This window comes from Exiguobacterium indicum HHS 31 (assembly GCF_001939065.1).
In the GTDB taxonomy this organism is placed as follows: domain Bacteria; phylum Bacillota; class Bacilli; order Exiguobacteriales; family Exiguobacteriaceae; genus Exiguobacterium_A; species Exiguobacterium_A indicum.
On sequence record NZ_MPSZ01000014.1, the window covers coordinates 18,419 to 35,059 of the forward strand.

A 16,641-nucleotide genomic window follows, 5' to 3' on the forward strand; every position below is an offset into this window, starting at 1 on the left:
AAAAGCGATTCTTCTCAGCAAGAGAACAATCGCTTTTGGTGTAAATGATTTATGCTTCTTCTTCCAATCGTTTAATTGCTTCATCTAGTTGTTCCTGATCCTCTTCCGACAACTTCGGATATTGCGGATCAATTTCTTTCAGGACCTCATTCATGACTTCAGTAACGATATAGCGCGAATACCATTCGTCATCCGCCGGCAAGATATACCACGGTGCATACGATGTCGACGTCGCCGAGACGAGTTCAGCAAAAATCTCATGGTATTCGTCCCAGTGCTTGCGTTCTTCAATATCACTGAACGAGAATTCGAAGTTTTTCTTTGGATCCTTCAGACGAGTCAACAATCGTTGACGTTGCTCCTCTTTTGAGACGTGGAACAAAAACTTGACGACCCGGAAGCCGTTCTCGACGAGATAGCGTTCAAAGTCATTGATTTGGCGATAGCGCATTTGCCACACATCTCCGTCATCCGGCTTTTCTTCCTCCTCGAGCAAATCATGGATTCGTGGCGCAATGACTTCCTCATAATAGGAGCGGTTCAAGATGCCGACTTCGCCTTTTTCCGGTAGTCCTTCGTGGATCCGCCATAGATAGTCATGTTTTTGCTCCGTATCCGACGGTTTTTTGACGGAAATCGTCCGGAGTCCTTGTGCGTTTAGGTTAGAAAAGATGTAGCTGATCGCCTCATCCTTCCCCGCTGCATCAATCGCTTGCAGGATGACGAGGACGCCGTTCTTCTCTTCGGCATGCAAACGCCAGTGTAACTCTTGTAACGTCTCGACACTTTTCGGAATTCGCTTCTCTCGCAATTCCGCTTCCGAAATCTCATGTTTTTCTGATGTCGGGTAATTCGAAAACGAGACTTGCTCGCCTTCCTTGACACGATAGGATGACAGTTTCATGGTAGGGCTCCTCCTTTAATTGCTTCTAAAGGGGGTTTACCCTACTCGTTCATCCCAAAAACGTTCAGATGAACTTATCTTTTCAAAAGCAGACGGACTCCCTCTTCTAGCGTCGTCACAGGACGACCGAGTAATGCTTTAAAATCAGTACTTTCTACTGCCAGAGTTCCGGCTGCGATATCTGCCTGGATACCCGTCAGCATTGGAATCAAGAAGTCAGGTAAGCCAGCTGCTTGCATCCGCTCGCCATAGGTCGCGCCATCTACTTCATCTACAGCGACCGATCGGTTAAGCACTGTTCCGACTGCAGTCGCGAGTTCTGCTTGTGTATGCAATGGTCCAGAGAGTTCATAGATTGCTTTTGGATGTTCAAGCGTCAGCCCCGTCGCAATCGCCAACGCATACTCATCTTGTAACGCCCATCCGACTTTGCCTTCACCTGCTGCCGTTAACCAGTCTGCGCCTTGTGAAACGGCATCAATCGTTCCGAGTTCATTTTCGAGATACCAGTTGTTGCGGAAAAAGACATACGGGATACCTGTCGCTTGAATCGCTTCTTCTGTGACCCGATGTGTTCGCGCAAGTCCGTTCGTGCTATGTGCCGCATTAGCGATGCTCGTATAGCCGATCAGCTTGACGCCTGCCGCTTGTGCTGCCGTGACAGCGGCTTGGTGTTGCCGGATCCGTGTTGCTTCTTCACCGTCCGTCGAGATGATTAGCAGACGATCGATGCCTTGAAACGCGTGTCCGAGTGTTTCCGGCTGATCGAAATCACCATGCCGGACGTCGATTCCTTGCGCTGCAAGCGACGCTGCTTTTTCAACGTCACGGACACTAACCGCTACATGTTCGTCGCCGACTTGATCACTGAGATGTTGCACGATCCGCGCACCTAATTTTCCGGTTGCTCCTGTAATTAACCATTTCATGATGAAACCACTCCTTTGAAGTTTGATGTTGTTCTTCATGATACGCCAGGTGATACACTAAAAAAAGTAGGCACTTATCTGAAACTAGGTCCCTCAAAACGAACCAATGGGAGAGGATGAACGTGGCTGTATTCGATTCAACGACTAATCAACGGACAGCTTGTCCAGTCACTCGGGTCCAACAGATGGTCGCTGGCAAATGGAAGATCATCTTGCTCTGGCACCTGACACACGGGACGCATCGTTTTCATGAACTGCAACAATTAACAGGCATCTCTAAAGGAACATTAACGCGTCAGCTTCGCGAGCTCGAGGCGGACGGTTTGGTTCAACGACACGTCTTTGGCGAAGTTCCTCCTCGCGTTGAATATTCCCTGACGGATGCCGGACATAGTTTTTTACCGATTCTTGACCAAATGGCAGCTTGGAGTGAGCAACACTTCCAGGGGGAATGATCGTGAGTAACAAAAAAACATGCGCTTCTTCTCGATTCAGAAAAGAAGTGCATGTTGTCGTTCATTCCGTCGCTGTCACCGTCTGACGTAAGTGGGTATCAATCGCCTCTGCGACGCGTAATCCGGAGATGACAGCACTCTCGACGCGCGTCCGCCCTGACGCATCATCGGCTTCAAGGAACGCATCCCCGGCAAGCCAAAGCGGATGTGCCGCTAGTTTCAAATGCGGTGTCCGGTAAACCGCACGTGCCTGAGCGTAACGCCAACGTTTGAGCTGACGCGAAACAATCGTCACCGGTCCGAGTTGCTGTTGTAACAGCCGCTCGACTTCAGCGAGTGTCTCTTCTTCCGGACGCTCGTACCAGTCTTCACTGAAGCGGGCTGTCATATAGACGCTCAAGAGTGTCGTCTTCGAAATCTGCTTTTCGGCATTATTGACGAGTTTTAACATCCCATCGACAAGTTGTTCGTCTTGTAGGCCGACTTCTCCGATCGTCAGTCGCTCTTTGATTTCAAACAGACCCACGAATGTCGGCTCGAACGTCACTTGGCGTAACTGCTCATGATCGTCATCTCCAAGCGCCAGATCAGAAGACTGCAACAGTTCATATGCTTGCGGCACAGGCGCCGTCACGAGTAACGCATCATACGTACCTTGATGATCCGTCGCTTGTGTGACGAGTTCATCCTCTGTTGCCGTAATATGCGTGACCTGCTCATTCAACTGAACGGGAATCCCTCGACCAATCGCTTGTACGAGTTGATTCATACCGTTCGTTGCGACATAGCGTGGAAAATCCGTTCCGAACCACTTACGAACCCATCCCTTCTCAAGCCATTCGTCGACTTCGCGTCCTAACTCTTCCGTCCGAACCGTGAAGAAGACGGCACCATGATCCGCTGTTCCTTCATCAATCCGACGAGTTGCCATTCGCCCCCCGACGCTCTGGCTTTTTTCGATGATTTCAACAGCATGTCCTGCTGCCTGCAATTGACGTGCCGCAAAGATTCCGGCGAGTCCACCACCGATGATTCCGATTCGTTTCCCTGTCATCTCGCTTCCCCCTCATATTCCTCATTTCCCTAAGTATAGAGGTTTCTTCCAAGACATGGGTGAATCAATACCCGTCCGATATGCTCGTCGTCTGTAATTCCTGATCGATGAGCATGATGTTCTCCTCAAAGAACGCCCGGTGCTCTTCTAGTCCACGTTTGATGCACCACCCAACGGCCGTGAGTGCTTCCCACAAACGATAGTATGCTAGATACGTCTCGATCGGCACGTCTGGGTGTAACATCGCGTATCCTTCTTGAAATGCCGTGACGTAAATGGAACCGAACGTATTGAGATTACGGACGATCTTCTTGAAGTCCATCTCGACGGCCCCGTAGCGGGTCGTCTCGAAATCGATCACCCCTGTGACTTGATCACCTACCGTCAGTAAATTTGCTAGGCGGAAGTCACAATGTGTGGCAACGGGACGTGAAGGCTCCGGTAACGACTGTTCTCGTCTGACTAACTCTGTTTGGATGTTCTCTAAAAAAACCGGATCGAGTTCGGTCGTGATGAACGGCATGAATCCATCGAGTTTTTCATTCCGGAAGCGTCGCCAGTCCTGAACCGGATAGGCATAAAATCCATCTTCCGTATACTCGCCGTAAGCTTCTCCTGTACACGTATGCAGCATTGCGAGCGTTCGACCAATTTCGTACGCCAATTTTTTAGTCATCGTGATCGGTGCCTGTCCCGGTAAGGCAGCAAGTACGAACGCCCCTGTCGTCTGCCCGGGAGCTGCTTCAGCTAAGATGTGCGGCACGGGTACAAATCGTTCTAGTGCATGAATCCAACCATGTTCCCGGTACCACTTTTCAGCCGTATAAGGGCGCTTTAAGAAAACGACCTGACCATCCGTTAGGACGAGACGATCGACTTCAGAACTATACGATTCGTCGACAGTCGCGCATGCTGCGACGTCAAGTTGAAAATGTTCAATCCATTCGTCTCGCGTCATTCCGTCGTTCCCACTATTTTCTGTAGCGTTTCACCTGGTAGACCGTCAATCGGTCCAACATAGGTCGATTCAAAACCTAATCCGATCAAAATACGGCGCGACGCTTCATGCGCTGGATCAATCGTCGCTGTGACGACCTGTAGCTCTTCTTCTGTCGCCAACTGTAAGAGACGCTCTGCAATTGCTGTGCCGTATCCACGTCCCCACTGATCGGGTAACAGCATGTAACCGAGCTCTGCTTCAAACGGTTGCGTTTGACTTCGGGTCATGTGCCCGATTCCAATCCATGTCTCTTCGGTATAAATCAGATACGATCCGAGTCGGTCGTGCTGCTGTTGTTCAAGAATTCGGTCAAAGCGTTGTTTCGTTTCCGTATCTGTTAATGCCTGTTCCGTGATGTAACGCATGACACGTTCATCTTGGACGAGCGTCGCGTAGCGATCGTAATCGGATGCTGTTATTTTTCGTAATTCAATCATCTTATTCTCCTCTTCATGTCCGGTAGTCATTGTGGGTTGGGGTGAAGACATCTTCCGTCGACGGACGAACAATCGCAAAGTGTTCGACGTTATAATGACCGTGCAAGACTTGATTATGGTGAGCGATCATTTGCTCCGGCGTCAGGACATCGGAGCCGTTCGTCGTATGCCCGTCGGCGACGAGTGTGACATCAAAGCCATGCACCGTCGCACTGCGCACCGCGGTATCGATGCAGTGTTCCGTCTTACAGCCTAAGACGATCAGATGTTCAATCGATGCTTGGCGTAGATAATCAAGCAAGGGGGTGCCATGAAACGAATTCGTCGCCGCTTTATCGAACGTGACACTGGACGTTGGAACGGGAATCGAGTCATGGACTGCAAACCCAGGTCCTGTTCCGCCAGCGACGTCCAAATCCCGAATGAAAACGACCGGAACGTTTCGTTCGTCTGCTTCAAGTACGACCGCTTCGATGACATGCGCGACTTGCTCTTTTAAGTATACCGGACGTTCTTCCGTGTTCCCGTCGACGAGTTCCTGTTGAAAATCAATCACTAGGACTGCTTGTTTCATCGTCATGTTCCTCCTTGTAAAATCGACTGCTTGTTTCCTTCCCGTTCTTCTGAATGATTTCCTGCTCCTGACAGACACGAAACTTTTTAGCTGTTGGATTCGTTAAGGAGAAGGAAAGGATGTGTCTGGATGATTTGGTTTGGCGTCATCTTCTTATGTGTGCTTCTCGTCAATCTGACACTGGAGAAGCTGATCATGAACCGGACTATGACAGGTCGTTGGTTCGTCCGCAACTTACTCATTTGTCTCGGGATCACTCTCTTATTATTCGGGATCGAACGTTATGTCCTATCCGGTCTATAAAAAAGCAGATAGCGATTTTCGCTATCTGCTTTTTTAGTTAATAGACTTCGTAATTTTGACCCGTCTGTGCCCCTTCGACACTTTTCTCAAACGCCGTCGCGACACGTGACGCCGGAACGGCTTCAAAACCACGGAAGAAGGGTCCGTATTTTTCAAGCGACTCGATCAGTACGTTCGGACTGACACTGTTGATCCGAATACCTCGTGGCATCTCGATCGCTGCTGCGTGAACGAACGCTTTGACCCCACCGTTCGCAAGCGCAGCGGATGCGCCTTGACGAATCGGATCATCCATCATGATGCCGGTCGTCAGCGTAAAACTTCCCCCGTCTCGTACCGATTCCAAACCAAGTAAGACGAGATTGACCTGACCTTTTAGTTTACTGTCGATTCCGATTTGATTGAGCTCCGGTGTTAAGTCCGTCAATGGACCAAAATGAGCGCCACCTGTCGCACTGATAACGGCATCAACAGAACCGACTGTTTCATACATCGCCCGAATACTTGCTTCTGATGTGATGTCGACTTGCACATCCGCTCCGCTTCGTCCGGCACGAATGATGTCATGTCGCTCACTCAGCCGTTCGACGACTGCCTGCCCAATCGTTCCACTTGCCCCTACTACTAAAATTCGCATGATCCCTTCCCCTTTCACATCTAGCTTACCTATCTAGCCTACTGCACAGCAGCTGATGGTTTCAAGGAATGTACCGGATGGGTCTTTAAGAAGACGAGGATTTCTTCGAACAAACGTTGTTTGTCCCGATCGAGTGTCAGTAGATGTTTACTGTTCGGAAGAAGGACCTTTTTCTGATCTCGGCTCGGCACTGTCGTTTCGATTCGCTCGAGACTTGCATGATAGACCGCATCATCTAAGGCGCCAAGGAATAGAGCGATGGGATGTGTGATCTTCGGCAAGACGACTCCTGTGTCGAGGATAAACTGTTGCAGTGCCCGTAAGTCTTTTTCCGGGCGTGGAAAATGACGGTCGACAAAATCTAAGATCCACTCTGGCGAACGATCGTCAAATTGAAAATACCGTTCTGTATACCGACGGACGCGGTGCTCGAGTCCCGCAATCGTCCGCTCAAGAATCGGCGTCGAGAGTAAGATGAGTCCAGCGCATCCTGACTGTTCTGCCAGTCGAAGTGCTATCACTCCACCGAGTGATTGTCCGATCAAAAAGATGTCGTTGTGTCCTCGATCTTGTAAAAACGCGAGTCCGACTTGCGCGGACTGCCAGACGTCTTCGATCGTCGTCGCAAACAAACGCTCCGGCGATTCCCCGTGCCCGGCGTAATTGGGCGCGTAACAGGTATAGCCGGCTGCATGTAAAAAACGAGCGAGTCCCCGCATCTCATTCGCACTTCCAGTAAAACTAGGTAACAACAAAACAGCAGGTCCGGGTCCTTCTAAGTACAGATTCTTTGATTTTGTAATCAAGTGCGCCCCTCCTTTTCATCTCTTCACACTTCCTCTACCGAAGCATCCTCCCGTAACGATTCTATAATCCGAAAGCCTGGGTAGTCCGCTTCGGATCGTCGTTCGCCACTTGACCGATAATAAGCATTCCAGTAACTGATCATCCGGTCTTCGATTCGCTTCATGTATGCCGGATCATCCTCGACGAATCGCCGCTTCACTTCCGGATCCCATTGCTCGATTGCGGGTACGATGATATCGACGATGTCACGGACGTATTCACTAGCAAGTTCGATGATATAGGCAAGAACCCATCCGTCGTGTGGATGGTTTTTAAGTAACTGCTGAAGATACTGCTCACGAACATGACCATCATGGTGACGGGTGTAAAGGCAATATAAAATCGTCTGTTGCGTCGACGTCAGCTTCTTAATCCGCTCCGAGTCGATTTCTGACACATATACACGCATCGGGATCTGTATATCTTCGTGCTCTATCTTCACTTTAATTGTCCCTGGTGATAAGCGTGTCCATCCAAACTGTAGAAACGCTTTAACGACCCGAACATCCTGTTCGTATCGTTTAGGAAATGCGGTGATCCAGCGATTCATCTCGTTCTCCTCCTAATATAAAAACTCCAAACGACAGACGCTTACACGCCTGTCATTTGGAGTCGATTTGTTTCCTTATTCAACCGTTACCGACTTCGCCAAGTTACGTGGCTTATCGACGTCACAGTCGCGACCGAGGGCCGCGTAGTATGAGATTAATTGAAGTGGTAAGACCGACAAGAGTGGTGACAAGAGTGGCTCGACTGCTGGGATGACGAATGCATCTGTTGGCAATTCAAGACCTTCTGCTGCGATGACACACGCATTTGCCCCACGTGCGACGACTTCCTTGATATTCCCACGGTTGTTGAGATGAACGTGTGGTTGTGTCACGAGCGCGATGACCGGTGTGTTGTCTTCAATCAAAGCGATCGGACCGTGCTTGAGCTCTCCACCCGCGTATCCTTCTGCTTGGATATACGAGATCTCTTTAAGTTTCAATGCGCCTTCCATCCCGACGTATGCATCTTGTCCACGACCGATGAAGAACGCGTTGCGTGACTCAGACAAGTATTCTGTCGCGATTTCTTGGAAGCGATCCTTTTGAGACATGACCGACTCCATCGCACTTGAGATTTTACCGAGTTCCTTCATAAGATCGAAGTTGACGGCAACCCCTTTTGCTTGAGCAAGGTCAAACGCAAGGACAGCAAGAACAGCGATTTGAGCTGTATACGCTTTTGTTGAAGCAACAGCGATTTCTGGACCTGCATGGAGTAACAATGTTGCGTTAGCTTCACGTGACAATGTTGATCCTGGAACGTTCGTGATTGTCAGTGCCGGGTGACCGAGTTTCTTCGCTTCGACGAGAACAGCACGGCTATCCGCTGTTTCACCTGATTGTGAAAGGAAGAGGAAGAGCGGTTTCTCTGTCAATAATGGCATGTTGTATCCGAACTCAGAAGAGATGTGCACTTCTGTCGGGATGCCTGCGATTTGTTCGATCAACTGTTTTCCGATCAAACCAGCATGGTAGCTTGTTCCGCAACCGATGATGTAGACGCGGTCACGACCAAGTACGAGATCACGGACTGATTGATCGAGTGTGATGTCGCCTGCTTCGTTTTGATATTTTTGAACGATGTTCCGGATGACTGCTGGTTGCTCATCCATCTCTTTGAGCATATAGTGCGCGTACGTTCCTTTTTCGATATCTGATGCATCGATTTCAGCCGTGTACGCTTCACGCTCTTGGACGTTCCCGTCGAGATCTTGGATCGTCACGCTATCACGCGTCAAGATGATCATCTCACCATCATGCAACTCAACGAATTGATCCGTTACTTGCAACATTGCCATTGCGTCTGAAGCGACGACGTTGAACGTACCATCACCGAGACCGACGAGAAGTGGTGATTTGTTTTTCGCGACGTATAAGACGTCTGGATTTTCAGCATCGATCAACGCGAGGGCATACGAACCATGCAAGACACGGAGTGTTTGACGGAATGCTTCCGCGACGTCACCTGTCTCGTTGAAGTTCTTTTCAATCATCTGAACGATGACTTCTGTATCCGTGTCGCTCAGGAGATCGACGTTCAATTCTGCTTTTAGTTGCTCATCGTTTTCGATGACACCGTTGTGCACGAGTGTGAAACGTGCTGACGCACTTTGGTGTGGGTGCGCGTTTGGTACACTTGGGACACCGTGTGTCGCCCAACGTGTATGTCCGATTCCGACTGTGCCGTCTGCCTCAGCAGGAACGACTTCGCGTAGCGCAGCAATCCGGCCAACTTCTTTGTGGACTTGGACGCCGTCGTTGACGAACGCAAGACCTGCCGAGTCATAGCCGCGGTACTCGAGCTTCTCGAGACCTTTTAATAAAATTTCTTTCGTGTTGACCTGTCCGATCATACCTACGATTCCGCACATGTTACATCTCTCCATTTACAAGTATTTCCCTAAAGAGGAAACGGCTCTTGTTGAGAGGATCCCGATCGGTCTGTTTGTCCGTCCAATCACTTGGACGATTTCAGAACGATTTACGGTATGGATCTGGTACCGGGAGGCATCCGCCGAATGATTCGATAAACCTCCACCTCGTCAGCTTTCAACCTACGAAGAAAGCCCTGGCGCTTTTTAGTTCCGTCTGACCCCGTTTCTGTCCGACTTCACCATCATACGAACTTTACTTTGAAAAAGCAAGAAAGGTAACGTAGTTGTAACTATTCCCGATATTTCACTAATCAATACGTATAATCCCTATTTTTTGTAAAAATCTCAAGCTGTTTTTCTAAAATAATTGTAAAAAAAGAAGCAGAGCAATCGCTCTGCTTCGGGTTTCTTAGTTTTCTTGTAACGCATAGTTCTCACGAACGACATTCGCGATCCGCTCGACGTACGCATCACACGCTTCTTGTGTCGGAGCTTCCGCCATGACACGAACGAGTGGTTCTGTTCCTGACGCACGAACGAGGATCCGTCCGTTCCCCGCCATTTCCGCTTCAACTTCCGCAATGATTGCTTGTACAGCAGGACCGCTCATTGCGCCATTTTTATCTGAAACACGGATATTGACGAGACGTTGTGGGAAGATCGGCATCTCAGCTGCGAGTTCTGATAACTTCTTCCCTGTCGCTTTCATGATTTGCAACAACTGGACGCCTGACAACATGCCGTCTCCTGTCGTTGAGTAATCCATGAAGATGATGTGCCCCGACTGTTCGCCACCGAGCGTATAGTCGTTCTTACGCATCTCTTCGACGACATAACGGTCACCGACTGCTGTCTGAAGCGCCGTCATCCCGTTTTCTTTGACGGTTTTATGAAAACCGAGGTTACTCATGACCGTCGCAACGATCGTGTTGTCTTTCAGACGACCAAGTTCGTTCAAGTATTTCCCGCAGATGAACATGATTTTATCACCATCGACGATATCGCCGTTCTCATCGACTGCAATCAAGCGATCGCCGTCGCCATCAAATGACAAACCGACATCTGCGCTCTTTTCTTTGACGAAGGCAGCAAGGTGTTCAGGGTGTGTCGAACCGACACCATCATTGATGTTGAGTCCGTTCGGATTCGTTCCGATCGTCGATACTTCTGCTTCCAAGTCACCAAATAGACGTGGTGCGAGGCTTGACGTCGCTCCGTGTGCACCGTCAATCGCGACATGGATGCCTGAGAAATCTTCATCCGATGTCTGACGAAGCATATGCAGATACTTTTGTGCACCCTCAAAATAATCATGAACGAAGCCGAGTTCTTTTCCGGCTGGGCGTGGCAATGTATCTTCTGCTTCATCGAGTAATGCTTCAATTTCAAGTTCTGTTGCGTCATCAAGCTTAAAGCCGTCTGATCCGAAGAACTTGATCCCGTTATCTTCTACTGGATTGTGCGACGCGGAAATCATGACTCCTGCTGTCGCATCCATTGTTTTTGTCAGATACGCGACACCTGGTGTCGAGATGACACCTAGACGCATGACTTCTGCACCGATCGATAACAGACCCGCGATAAGTGCGTTCTCAAGCATTTGACCAGAAACACGTGTATCGCGTCCAATTAAGACTTTAGGTCGTGTGCTTTCGTGTTTTGTTAACACGTAACCACCTGTTCGACCGAGGCGATACGCCAGTTCCGGTGTCAATTCTACGTTTGCGACGCCGCGTACGCCGTCAGTTCCAAAATACTTACCCATATGTTATTTCCTCATTTCACTAATTTGTTTTAATTGGTCGGAACGGATGTCCGAGGCACGGCTTTTAACGTGACATCCATGTTATCCGGACGCAAGACATCGAAGGCTTTCGACGTCTGGTATGAAATCGGCAATCCATGTGTTCCTTCTTTTAGTCCTGTCACGTCGATGACCGCTTTAATGTCCGTCGCATCAATCGATGCTAGATCCGATTCTTTCCCACGGACAACGACATCCATCGTTTGGTTATAATCAATCGTATACTTCGACTCATCAAACCCGTTCAATGTGACCGTCACACCCGGGATCGTTTTCTCTGCTCGATCCTCGACGGTTTCTGTCGTCGATTTCGCGTTTTCCTTTTCAACGACGATATTGACGGTAACCTGTGTCGGATCCATCGCCGTCGCGTTTTCCGGTTCCACGAGTTTGACGGTTTTTTCCGTCGTCTTCGTCAATCCCTTAAGCGAGACCGCTTCTGTATCAACGGAACCAATCCGTTCCAACTCTTCTTTTGTTCCATATAGACGAGCTTCCGTCGTGACGGGAACGATCTTGACAACGGTATACCCTTTTTTGACGTTGTCTTTTGTCTTCACATTGATTGGTACCGTCTTACTTTCCTTATAGATCGGTACTGTGATTTCTAATTGCTCCGGTTGATAAGATGCATTAATCGTATTCCCGTTCGCATCCGTCGCTTTAGCATTGAACGTCTCTTTGAACGTCTCTGCCCGACCGGTCACATCAATCGGTACTTGGATTGCTGAAATCGCCTGTAACTTCTCCGCGCCTCCCGTGACTTCAACAGTTTGTTGGTTCGGTTGCGCTTCCCCAGCGACATATCCTTCAGCGATTTTGTTTTTATTGAGTAAGGCGACTTGTACCGGTACTTCTTTCGTAATTTTCTTATCGAGGAAGACTTCGATCGTCTGTTGTTTCGGCGTCACTTCGACATCTTTTCCAAAGCCAGTCGGTGTGACACGGACACGATGATAGCCCGGGTCGAGACCTTTCAAATCAATCGATAATCCAAAATCCTGAACAAGCCGGAGCATCGTCAAGCTACTCGAAGGACCTTTAACGGTGACCTCCATCGTATTTGGAATATTATAGGCGACCCATTGCGATTCATCATACTGGACCGTGACCGGTACGTCAAACTTCGTCGAGCCTTGTCCTGCGATCGGTAACAGACTAGCGGCATCGCTTTTTCCCGTCGTATTCGAACCTGCGACCATCAAATACAACATGACGGCTAAGGCAACGGCAACGATGCGTAAAAACCAGCGCTCATTGAACCACTTTTCGAACATTATTTTTTCGCCCCCATCCAGTTCAAGAAGGAAGTATTCGTCGGTTCGGCCTTGACGATCGTCTCAAGTAACTTCGTCCGCAAGGATTCTTCGTCGAGTTCCCGGTATAGACGTCCATTGATGGCGAGTGAGACACCACCCGTTTCTTCCGAGACGACGAGCGTGACACTATCCGTCACCTCACTGACACCAATTGCTGCGCGGTGACGTGTTCCAAGCTCTTTTGAGATATGTGCACTCTCAGACAGCGGTAAGTAACAAGCGGCTGCTGCTAACTTGCCTTGCTGGACGATGACGGCACCATCATGTAAGGGTGTATTCGGAATGAACAAGTTGATCAGCAACTGACTCGTGATTTGTGAGCCGAGCGGAATACCCGTCTCCACGTATTCACTCAGTCCAGTCTCCCGTTCAATCGTCACGAGTGCCCCAATACGCCGTTTTGACATGTACTGAGCAGACGATACGAGCGCATCGACGATTCGAATTTGTTCATCTTCATCACTGACCGCACTACGCGAGAAGAATTTACTCGTTCGTCCTAAATGTTCCAGTCCACGCCGGAGTTCGGGCTGGAAGATGATGATAATCCCCAGTAACCCATAGGTGATGATTTGATTCAGTAAGAATTGCAGTGTTTTGAGTCCAAAAAAGCCACTCAGGAACCAACTGATCAAAATGACCGAGATCCCTTTAATGAGCTGGACCGCTTTTGTTCCTTTGACGATGATCATGAGACGGTAAATGACGAACGTCACGACCGCAATATCAATCACGTCATTAATATAATCGTACCAATGTACGTTTTCTCCCAGTTTCAACAATTGAAATTGAAGTGGTTGCCAGCTGAAGTAATTCACCAACCGTGCCCCCTAACTCATCTGATTTAAACAGTTTCCATTATAGCACAAAGGGACGAGTTCGACTCGTCCCAGCTGATTATTGAAATAGACGCTTGATTCCGTACCATACGCGTTCGAATAATTGATCGATTTCCTTGATTTCTCCGGTCACGCTACCAGCACTCGCCGTGTACGCTTTCCCGTCAACGGTCATGACGTCGCCATTGACTTTCCCTTCGATGCGGACGTTCCCGCCTTCGACATAGAGATCTTGATCGACCGTGACACCTTTCGGGACAACGACCTCACCATTTTGAGCGACGATGCCTGGTGCATTCGTATAAGATAAGTCATGTTCTTCCTGTGCCATATAACCACCAAGGCTACCGACCGACAAAAGTAAGAAAACAGCCGCTGCCGCGAGCAATGGATATTGCTTCATCTTCCCTCCAAAACGAGACGGTTGCGGTTGGTGCAGCAAAGCAGCGCTTGGCGTCTCCACCTGTTCAGGCAATTGTGCCAGCACGCGGGATGTAAAATCTGCCGATAATTTAGGCGCTGGAAGTTGACGCAGTCGAGCATCAAGGAGCCGATACTCTTCGAACTCGTCCATCGCGTCTACTTCTCGTAACTCTGCTTCTAATCGCTCGAATTCCTCAGGTGGTTGGTTTTGGTCTAAATAATCCTGGATCCGTTCATGTACATGCTCTCGTGACATGGTGAGTTCCTCCTTCTCATCGTTTGGCAAAATGCTTCTTCAGCGCTTCTCGTCCACGATGAATTCTAGTTTTGACAGTAGCGACAGGTAATTCGATCATTTCACTGATTTCCTTTAGCGAAAGATCCTCTACATATTTCAGGACGAGTGGGACACGGTATTTTTCTGGTAAAGCCGCAATCGCGTCCCCGACTTCGTTTCGTTGCTCGTTATCGACCACTTGGTCCTCCGGCAAGGTGTCCTTGCTCTCGAGTTGTGAATACAATGTCAGTCCTTCAGTACCTGACATCTCAGCATCAAGAGAATAATCAGGTTTCTTTTTCCGTAATCGGTCAATCGATACGTTCGTGACGATTCGGTACAACCAAGTCCGGAACTTCCATTGTGCATTATACGAATCAATTTTCGTAAATACACGGATGAAGGCTTCCTGTGTCGCATCCTCCGCTTCCATTCGATCGCGCAAGACACGGAAAGCCACAAGAAAGGCACCTTCCTTATATAGATCAACAAGTGCCGCGAATGCATCACGGTCTCCCTGTTTCACTCGCTCAATTAAGCGTAGTGTCGTTTCTTCCACTTTGAATACCCCCCGCTCTATGCGGTCAATCTCTTATACGAAGTCGACCGATAAATGTTTCATCTCCTTTTAAATTGTAACAAAAAAAACTTGAACCCCGATGAAAAGAGTTCAAGTTCTATCCATTATTTTACTAAGCGATGTGTTTCCATTGCCAAAAGTAGATCTCCGATTAGTTCATTCGCAAGTTCTGCTGTTCCGTTTCCTTCTTCAAGCAACGGATTCACTTCAACGAATTCAGCTGCAATGAAGTCTTCTGCCGTTGCGCAATGCTGGAGCACTGTCTTCGCATCGTCTAAGAAAATACCGTCGGCGACACGTGTTCCGGTACCGACGACGAGTGATGGATCGAGACCATCCATATCAAAGCTAAGATAGAACGCATCCGTCGTTTCCTTCAAATAGGCAATCGCTTCTTCCATGATCGCGTCCATTCCCCGAGTTCGGATCGCTTCCATATCATAGACACGAATACCAAGACGATCAATCAGCTCTTGTTCGCCTGGATCAACGTCACGTAATCCGATGAAGACGAGATGTTCCGGTTGCAGTTTGACATCGGTTCCTCCGACTTCCGTTAAACGCTGATGTCCTTCCCCAAGGGCGACAGCGAGCGGCATGCCGTGAATATTGCCAGACGGTGATGTTTCCGGTGTATTCAAATCACCGTGTGCATCGAACCAGATGACACCAAGACGGGGTACAGTCTGACGTAACCCTGCAATCGTTCCGATCGCCATGCTGTGATCGCCACCGACTAATAACGGAAAACGTTGCTCCGATAACGCGTCACGTACGATCAGGTGCAAGTCATTCGTCGTATGGACGACGCCTTCAAGACGTTTTAGCTTCGGATCTTCTTCCCGGACTGCATCCTCGGATAAGACAGCCGCTTCCCCGTAGCGTACTGCTTCTTGTCCCCGTGCTTCAAGTGTCGCGAGTAGACCGGCTTTTTCGACAGCAGCAGGTCCGTGTTCAGTGCCTGGCTTTCCTTGTCCATAACGGTACGGTACGCTGATATACGCGATGTTCATACGATATTCCCCCTATGTCATAGTCACTTCTACATGTATTGTAAGCGGTAACAAACGAGTGGTTCAACTCAACAAAAAAACGCATGAATATACAAAAAAACACCGTGAAGGGAATCACGGTGTTCTTGCGTACGTACTCTGGTTATGCTTGGCATTTCATATAAAAAAAACTTAAGACGAACGAAACTCGCTTAAGATCTTTAAATAAAATTGGTGGAGCCTAGCGGGATCGAACCGCTGACCTCCTGCGTGCAAGGCAGGCGCTCTCCCAGCTGAGCTAAGGCCCCGAAAGAAAAAGCGGAAGACGGGATTCGAACCCGCGACCCCGACCTTGGCAAGGTCGTATTCTACCACTGAACTACTTCCGCAAGAAATGAGCCATGCAGGATTCGAACCTGCGACCCTCTGATTAAAAGTCAGATGCTCTACCAACTGAGCTAATGGCTCGACATGGTGGGGGGGGGCGGATTCGAACCGCCGAACCCGAGGGAGCGGATTTACAGTCCGCCGCGTTTAGCCACTTCGCTACCCCCCCAGTTTGTCTAGGAAACTTATACGATTGAGAAAAAACAGTGCCGGCAACAGGAGTCGAACCCGCGACCTACTGATTACAAGTCAGTTGCTCTACCAGCTGAGCTACACCGGCACAAAAAGTATAATGGTGACCCGTACGGGATTCGAACCCGTGTTACCGCCGTGAAAGGGCGGTGTCTTAACCGCTTGACCAACGGGCCATTGGCTCCGCAAGTAGGATTTGAACCTACGACCTACCGGTTAACAGCCGGTTGCTCTACCACTGAGCTATTGCGGAATAAATTAAAT

At 49.1% G+C, this 16,641-nt stretch carries 18 protein-coding genes and 7 tRNA genes; 2 read left to right on the plus strand and 23 right to left on the minus strand.

Translation table 11 applies throughout. The features are described from left to right. Nucleotides 1–49: 49 nt before the first annotated feature. A complete protein-coding gene (locus N179_RS16140; RefSeq protein WP_075643162.1) occupies nucleotides 50–904 on the minus strand; it encodes a PPK2 family polyphosphate kinase in 855 nt (284 codons plus the stop codon). Between the two features lie 74 nt (nucleotides 905–978). Continuing rightward, nucleotides 979–1,833: an SDR family oxidoreductase gene (locus tag N179_RS16145; RefSeq protein ID WP_075643163.1), complete on the minus strand. Its 855-nt coding sequence runs from the start codon at nucleotides 1,831–1,833 to the stop codon at nucleotides 979–981. Nucleotides 1,834–1,955: 122 nt separating this feature from the next. On the opposite strand from N179_RS16145, the gene N179_RS16150 reads away from it, so the two are divergent. Continuing rightward, complete coding sequence (locus N179_RS16150) at nucleotides 1,956–2,288, plus strand: winged helix-turn-helix transcriptional regulator (protein ID WP_244150248.1); 333 nt, start codon at nucleotides 1,956–1,958, stop codon at nucleotides 2,286–2,288. A 61-nt stretch (nucleotides 2,289–2,349) separates the two neighbouring features. Here N179_RS16150 and N179_RS16155 read toward each other — a convergent pair whose 3' ends face one another. The 4 genes from N179_RS16155 to N179_RS16170 form a co-directional block, all read right to left on the minus strand. Next, complete coding sequence (locus N179_RS16155; protein WP_058265404.1) at nucleotides 2,350–3,342, minus strand: NAD(P)/FAD-dependent oxidoreductase; 993 nt, start codon at nucleotides 3,340–3,342, stop codon at nucleotides 2,350–2,352. A 64-nt stretch (nucleotides 3,343–3,406) separates the two neighbouring features. Then, on the minus strand, nucleotides 3,407–4,300 hold the full coding sequence (locus N179_RS16160) for a phosphotransferase family protein (protein ID WP_075643165.1): 894 nt from the start codon (nucleotides 4,298–4,300) through the stop codon (nucleotides 3,407–3,409). Further along, nucleotides 4,297–4,779 carry a GNAT family N-acetyltransferase gene (locus tag N179_RS16165; RefSeq protein WP_075643166.1) on the minus strand — a complete coding sequence of 161 codons (483 nt, stop codon included), beginning with the start codon at nucleotides 4,777–4,779 and terminating at the stop codon, nucleotides 4,297–4,299. Before N179_RS16165 ends, N179_RS16160 begins: the two co-directional genes overlap by 4 nt. A 13-nt stretch (nucleotides 4,780–4,792) precedes the next feature. After that, nucleotides 4,793–5,353 (minus strand): isochorismatase family protein, encoded by a 561-nt coding sequence (locus tag N179_RS16170; RefSeq protein ID WP_075643167.1) that lies wholly within the window; start codon nucleotides 5,351–5,353, stop codon nucleotides 4,793–4,795. Between the two features lie 129 nt (nucleotides 5,354–5,482). Here N179_RS16170 and N179_RS17000 point away from each other — a divergent pair, with 129 nt between their 5' ends. Further along, nucleotides 5,483–5,656: a hypothetical protein gene (locus N179_RS17000; protein WP_023466676.1), complete on the plus strand. Its 174-nt coding sequence runs from the start codon at nucleotides 5,483–5,485 to the stop codon at nucleotides 5,654–5,656. Between the two features lie 37 nt (nucleotides 5,657–5,693). Here N179_RS17000 and N179_RS16175 read toward each other — a convergent pair whose 3' ends face one another. The 17 genes from N179_RS16175 to N179_RS16255 form a co-directional block, all read right to left on the minus strand. Next, the gene (locus N179_RS16175) at nucleotides 5,694–6,293 is read right to left on the minus strand and encodes a short chain dehydrogenase (RefSeq protein WP_075643168.1); all 600 of its coding nucleotides are present in this window, start codon (nucleotides 6,291–6,293) and stop codon (nucleotides 5,694–5,696) included. Nucleotides 6,294–6,331: 38 nt separating this feature from the next. Then, the gene (locus N179_RS16180) at nucleotides 6,332–7,099 is read right to left on the minus strand and encodes an alpha/beta hydrolase (protein WP_075643169.1); all 768 of its coding nucleotides are present in this window, start codon (nucleotides 7,097–7,099) and stop codon (nucleotides 6,332–6,334) included. Between the two features lie 23 nt (nucleotides 7,100–7,122). Beyond that, nucleotides 7,123–7,689: a hypothetical protein gene (locus tag N179_RS16185; RefSeq protein ID WP_075643170.1), complete on the minus strand. Its 567-nt coding sequence runs from the start codon at nucleotides 7,687–7,689 to the stop codon at nucleotides 7,123–7,125. A 75-nt stretch (nucleotides 7,690–7,764) separates the two neighbouring features. Continuing rightward, nucleotides 7,765–9,561 carry a glutamine--fructose-6-phosphate transaminase (isomerizing) gene (gene glmS / locus N179_RS16190; protein ID WP_023466669.1) on the minus strand — a complete coding sequence of 599 codons (1,797 nt, stop codon included), beginning with the start codon at nucleotides 9,559–9,561 and terminating at the stop codon, nucleotides 7,765–7,767. A 412-nt stretch (nucleotides 9,562–9,973) separates the two neighbouring features. Next, nucleotides 9,974–11,329, minus strand: a complete 1,356-nt coding sequence (glmM, locus tag N179_RS16195) for a phosphoglucosamine mutase (protein ID WP_023466667.1) — start codon at nucleotides 11,327–11,329, stop codon at nucleotides 9,974–9,976. 29 nt (nucleotides 11,330–11,358) lie between these two features. Beyond that, nucleotides 11,359–12,645, minus strand: a complete 1,287-nt coding sequence (locus N179_RS16200; protein WP_023466665.1) for a CdaR family protein — start codon at nucleotides 12,643–12,645, stop codon at nucleotides 11,359–11,361. Further along, complete coding sequence (gene cdaA, locus N179_RS16205; protein ID WP_023466663.1) at nucleotides 12,645–13,505, minus strand: diadenylate cyclase CdaA; 861 nt, start codon at nucleotides 13,503–13,505, stop codon at nucleotides 12,645–12,647. Before cdaA ends, N179_RS16200 begins: the two co-directional genes overlap by 1 nt. Before the next feature lie 79 nt (nucleotides 13,506–13,584). Continuing rightward, nucleotides 13,585–14,205 carry an anti-sigma factor gene (locus N179_RS16210; protein WP_023466661.1) on the minus strand — a complete coding sequence of 207 codons (621 nt, stop codon included), beginning with the start codon at nucleotides 14,203–14,205 and terminating at the stop codon, nucleotides 13,585–13,587. Between the two features lie 16 nt (nucleotides 14,206–14,221). Beyond that, nucleotides 14,222–14,785, minus strand: coding sequence for an RNA polymerase sigma factor SigW (gene sigW, locus N179_RS16215; RefSeq protein ID WP_023466660.1), 564 nt, complete (start codon nucleotides 14,783–14,785; stop codon nucleotides 14,222–14,224). Between the two features lie 125 nt (nucleotides 14,786–14,910). Then, nucleotides 14,911–15,819 carry an arginase gene (rocF, locus tag N179_RS16220; RefSeq protein ID WP_023466659.1) on the minus strand — a complete coding sequence of 303 codons (909 nt, stop codon included), beginning with the start codon at nucleotides 15,817–15,819 and terminating at the stop codon, nucleotides 14,911–14,913. Between the two features lie 211 nt (nucleotides 15,820–16,030). Further along, a tRNA-Ala gene (locus tag N179_RS16225) sits at nucleotides 16,031–16,106 on the minus strand. A 9-nt stretch (nucleotides 16,107–16,115) separates the two neighbouring features. Further along, nucleotides 16,116–16,187, minus strand: a tRNA-Gly gene (locus tag N179_RS16230). A gap of 6 nt (nucleotides 16,188–16,193) precedes the next feature. Continuing rightward, nucleotides 16,194–16,266 (minus strand) — tRNA-Lys (locus tag N179_RS16235). Nucleotides 16,267–16,270: 4 nt separating this feature from the next. Further along, a tRNA-Tyr gene (locus N179_RS16240) sits at nucleotides 16,271–16,354 on the minus strand. A 38-nt stretch (nucleotides 16,355–16,392) separates the two neighbouring features. Continuing rightward, nucleotides 16,393–16,465 (minus strand) — tRNA-Thr (locus tag N179_RS16245). A 13-nt stretch (nucleotides 16,466–16,478) separates the two neighbouring features. Then, a tRNA-Glu gene (locus N179_RS16250) sits at nucleotides 16,479–16,553 on the minus strand. Nucleotides 16,554–16,555: 2 nt separating this feature from the next. Then, nucleotides 16,556–16,630: transfer RNA gene (locus N179_RS16255), tRNA-Asn, on the minus strand. Between the last annotated feature and the right edge of the window lie 11 nt (nucleotides 16,631–16,641).

Excerpts from the sequence above, each read along its gene's own strand:
- N179_RS17000 (WP_023466676.1), top strand. The coding sequence starts at position 5,483 with ATGATTTGGTTTGGCGTCATCTTCTTATGTGTGCTTCTCGTCAATCTG.
- glmM (WP_023466667.1), bottom strand. The coding sequence starts at position 11,329 with ATGGGTAAGTATTTTGGAACTGACGGCGTACGCGGCGTCGCAAACGTA.
- N179_RS16145 (WP_075643163.1), bottom strand. The coding sequence starts at position 1,833 with ATGAAATGGTTAATTACAGGAGCAACCGGAAAATTAGGTGCGCGGATC.
- N179_RS16175 (WP_075643168.1), bottom strand. The coding sequence starts at position 6,293 with ATGCGAATTTTAGTAGTAGGGGCAAGTGGAACGATTGGGCAGGCAGTC.
- glmS (WP_023466669.1), bottom strand. The coding sequence starts at position 9,561 with ATGTGCGGAATCGTAGGTATGATCGGACAGGTCAACACGAAAGAAATT.
- N179_RS16185 (WP_075643170.1), bottom strand. The coding sequence starts at position 7,689 with ATGAATCGCTGGATCACCGCATTTCCTAAACGATACGAACAGGATGTT.
- N179_RS16140 (WP_075643162.1), bottom strand. The coding sequence starts at position 904 with ATGAAACTGTCATCCTATCGTGTCAAGGAAGGCGAGCAAGTCTCGTTT.
- N179_RS16170 (WP_075643167.1), bottom strand. The coding sequence starts at position 5,353 with ATGAAACAAGCAGTCCTAGTGATTGATTTTCAACAGGAACTCGTCGAC.
- N179_RS16200 (WP_023466665.1), bottom strand. The coding sequence starts at position 12,645 with ATGTTCGAAAAGTGGTTCAATGAGCGCTGGTTTTTACGCATCGTTGCC.
- N179_RS16165 (WP_075643166.1), bottom strand. The coding sequence starts at position 4,779 with ATGATTGAATTACGAAAAATAACAGCATCCGATTACGATCGCTACGCG.
- rocF (WP_023466659.1), bottom strand. The coding sequence starts at position 15,819 with ATGAACATCGCGTATATCAGCGTACCGTACCGTTATGGACAAGGAAAG.
- N179_RS16155 (WP_058265404.1), bottom strand. The coding sequence starts at position 3,342 with ATGACAGGGAAACGAATCGGAATCATCGGTGGTGGACTCGCCGGAATC.
- N179_RS16160 (WP_075643165.1), bottom strand. The coding sequence starts at position 4,300 with ATGACGCGAGACGAATGGATTGAACATTTTCAACTTGACGTCGCAGCA.
- N179_RS16210 (WP_023466661.1), bottom strand. The coding sequence starts at position 14,205 with ATGTCACGAGAGCATGTACATGAACGGATCCAGGATTATTTAGACCAA.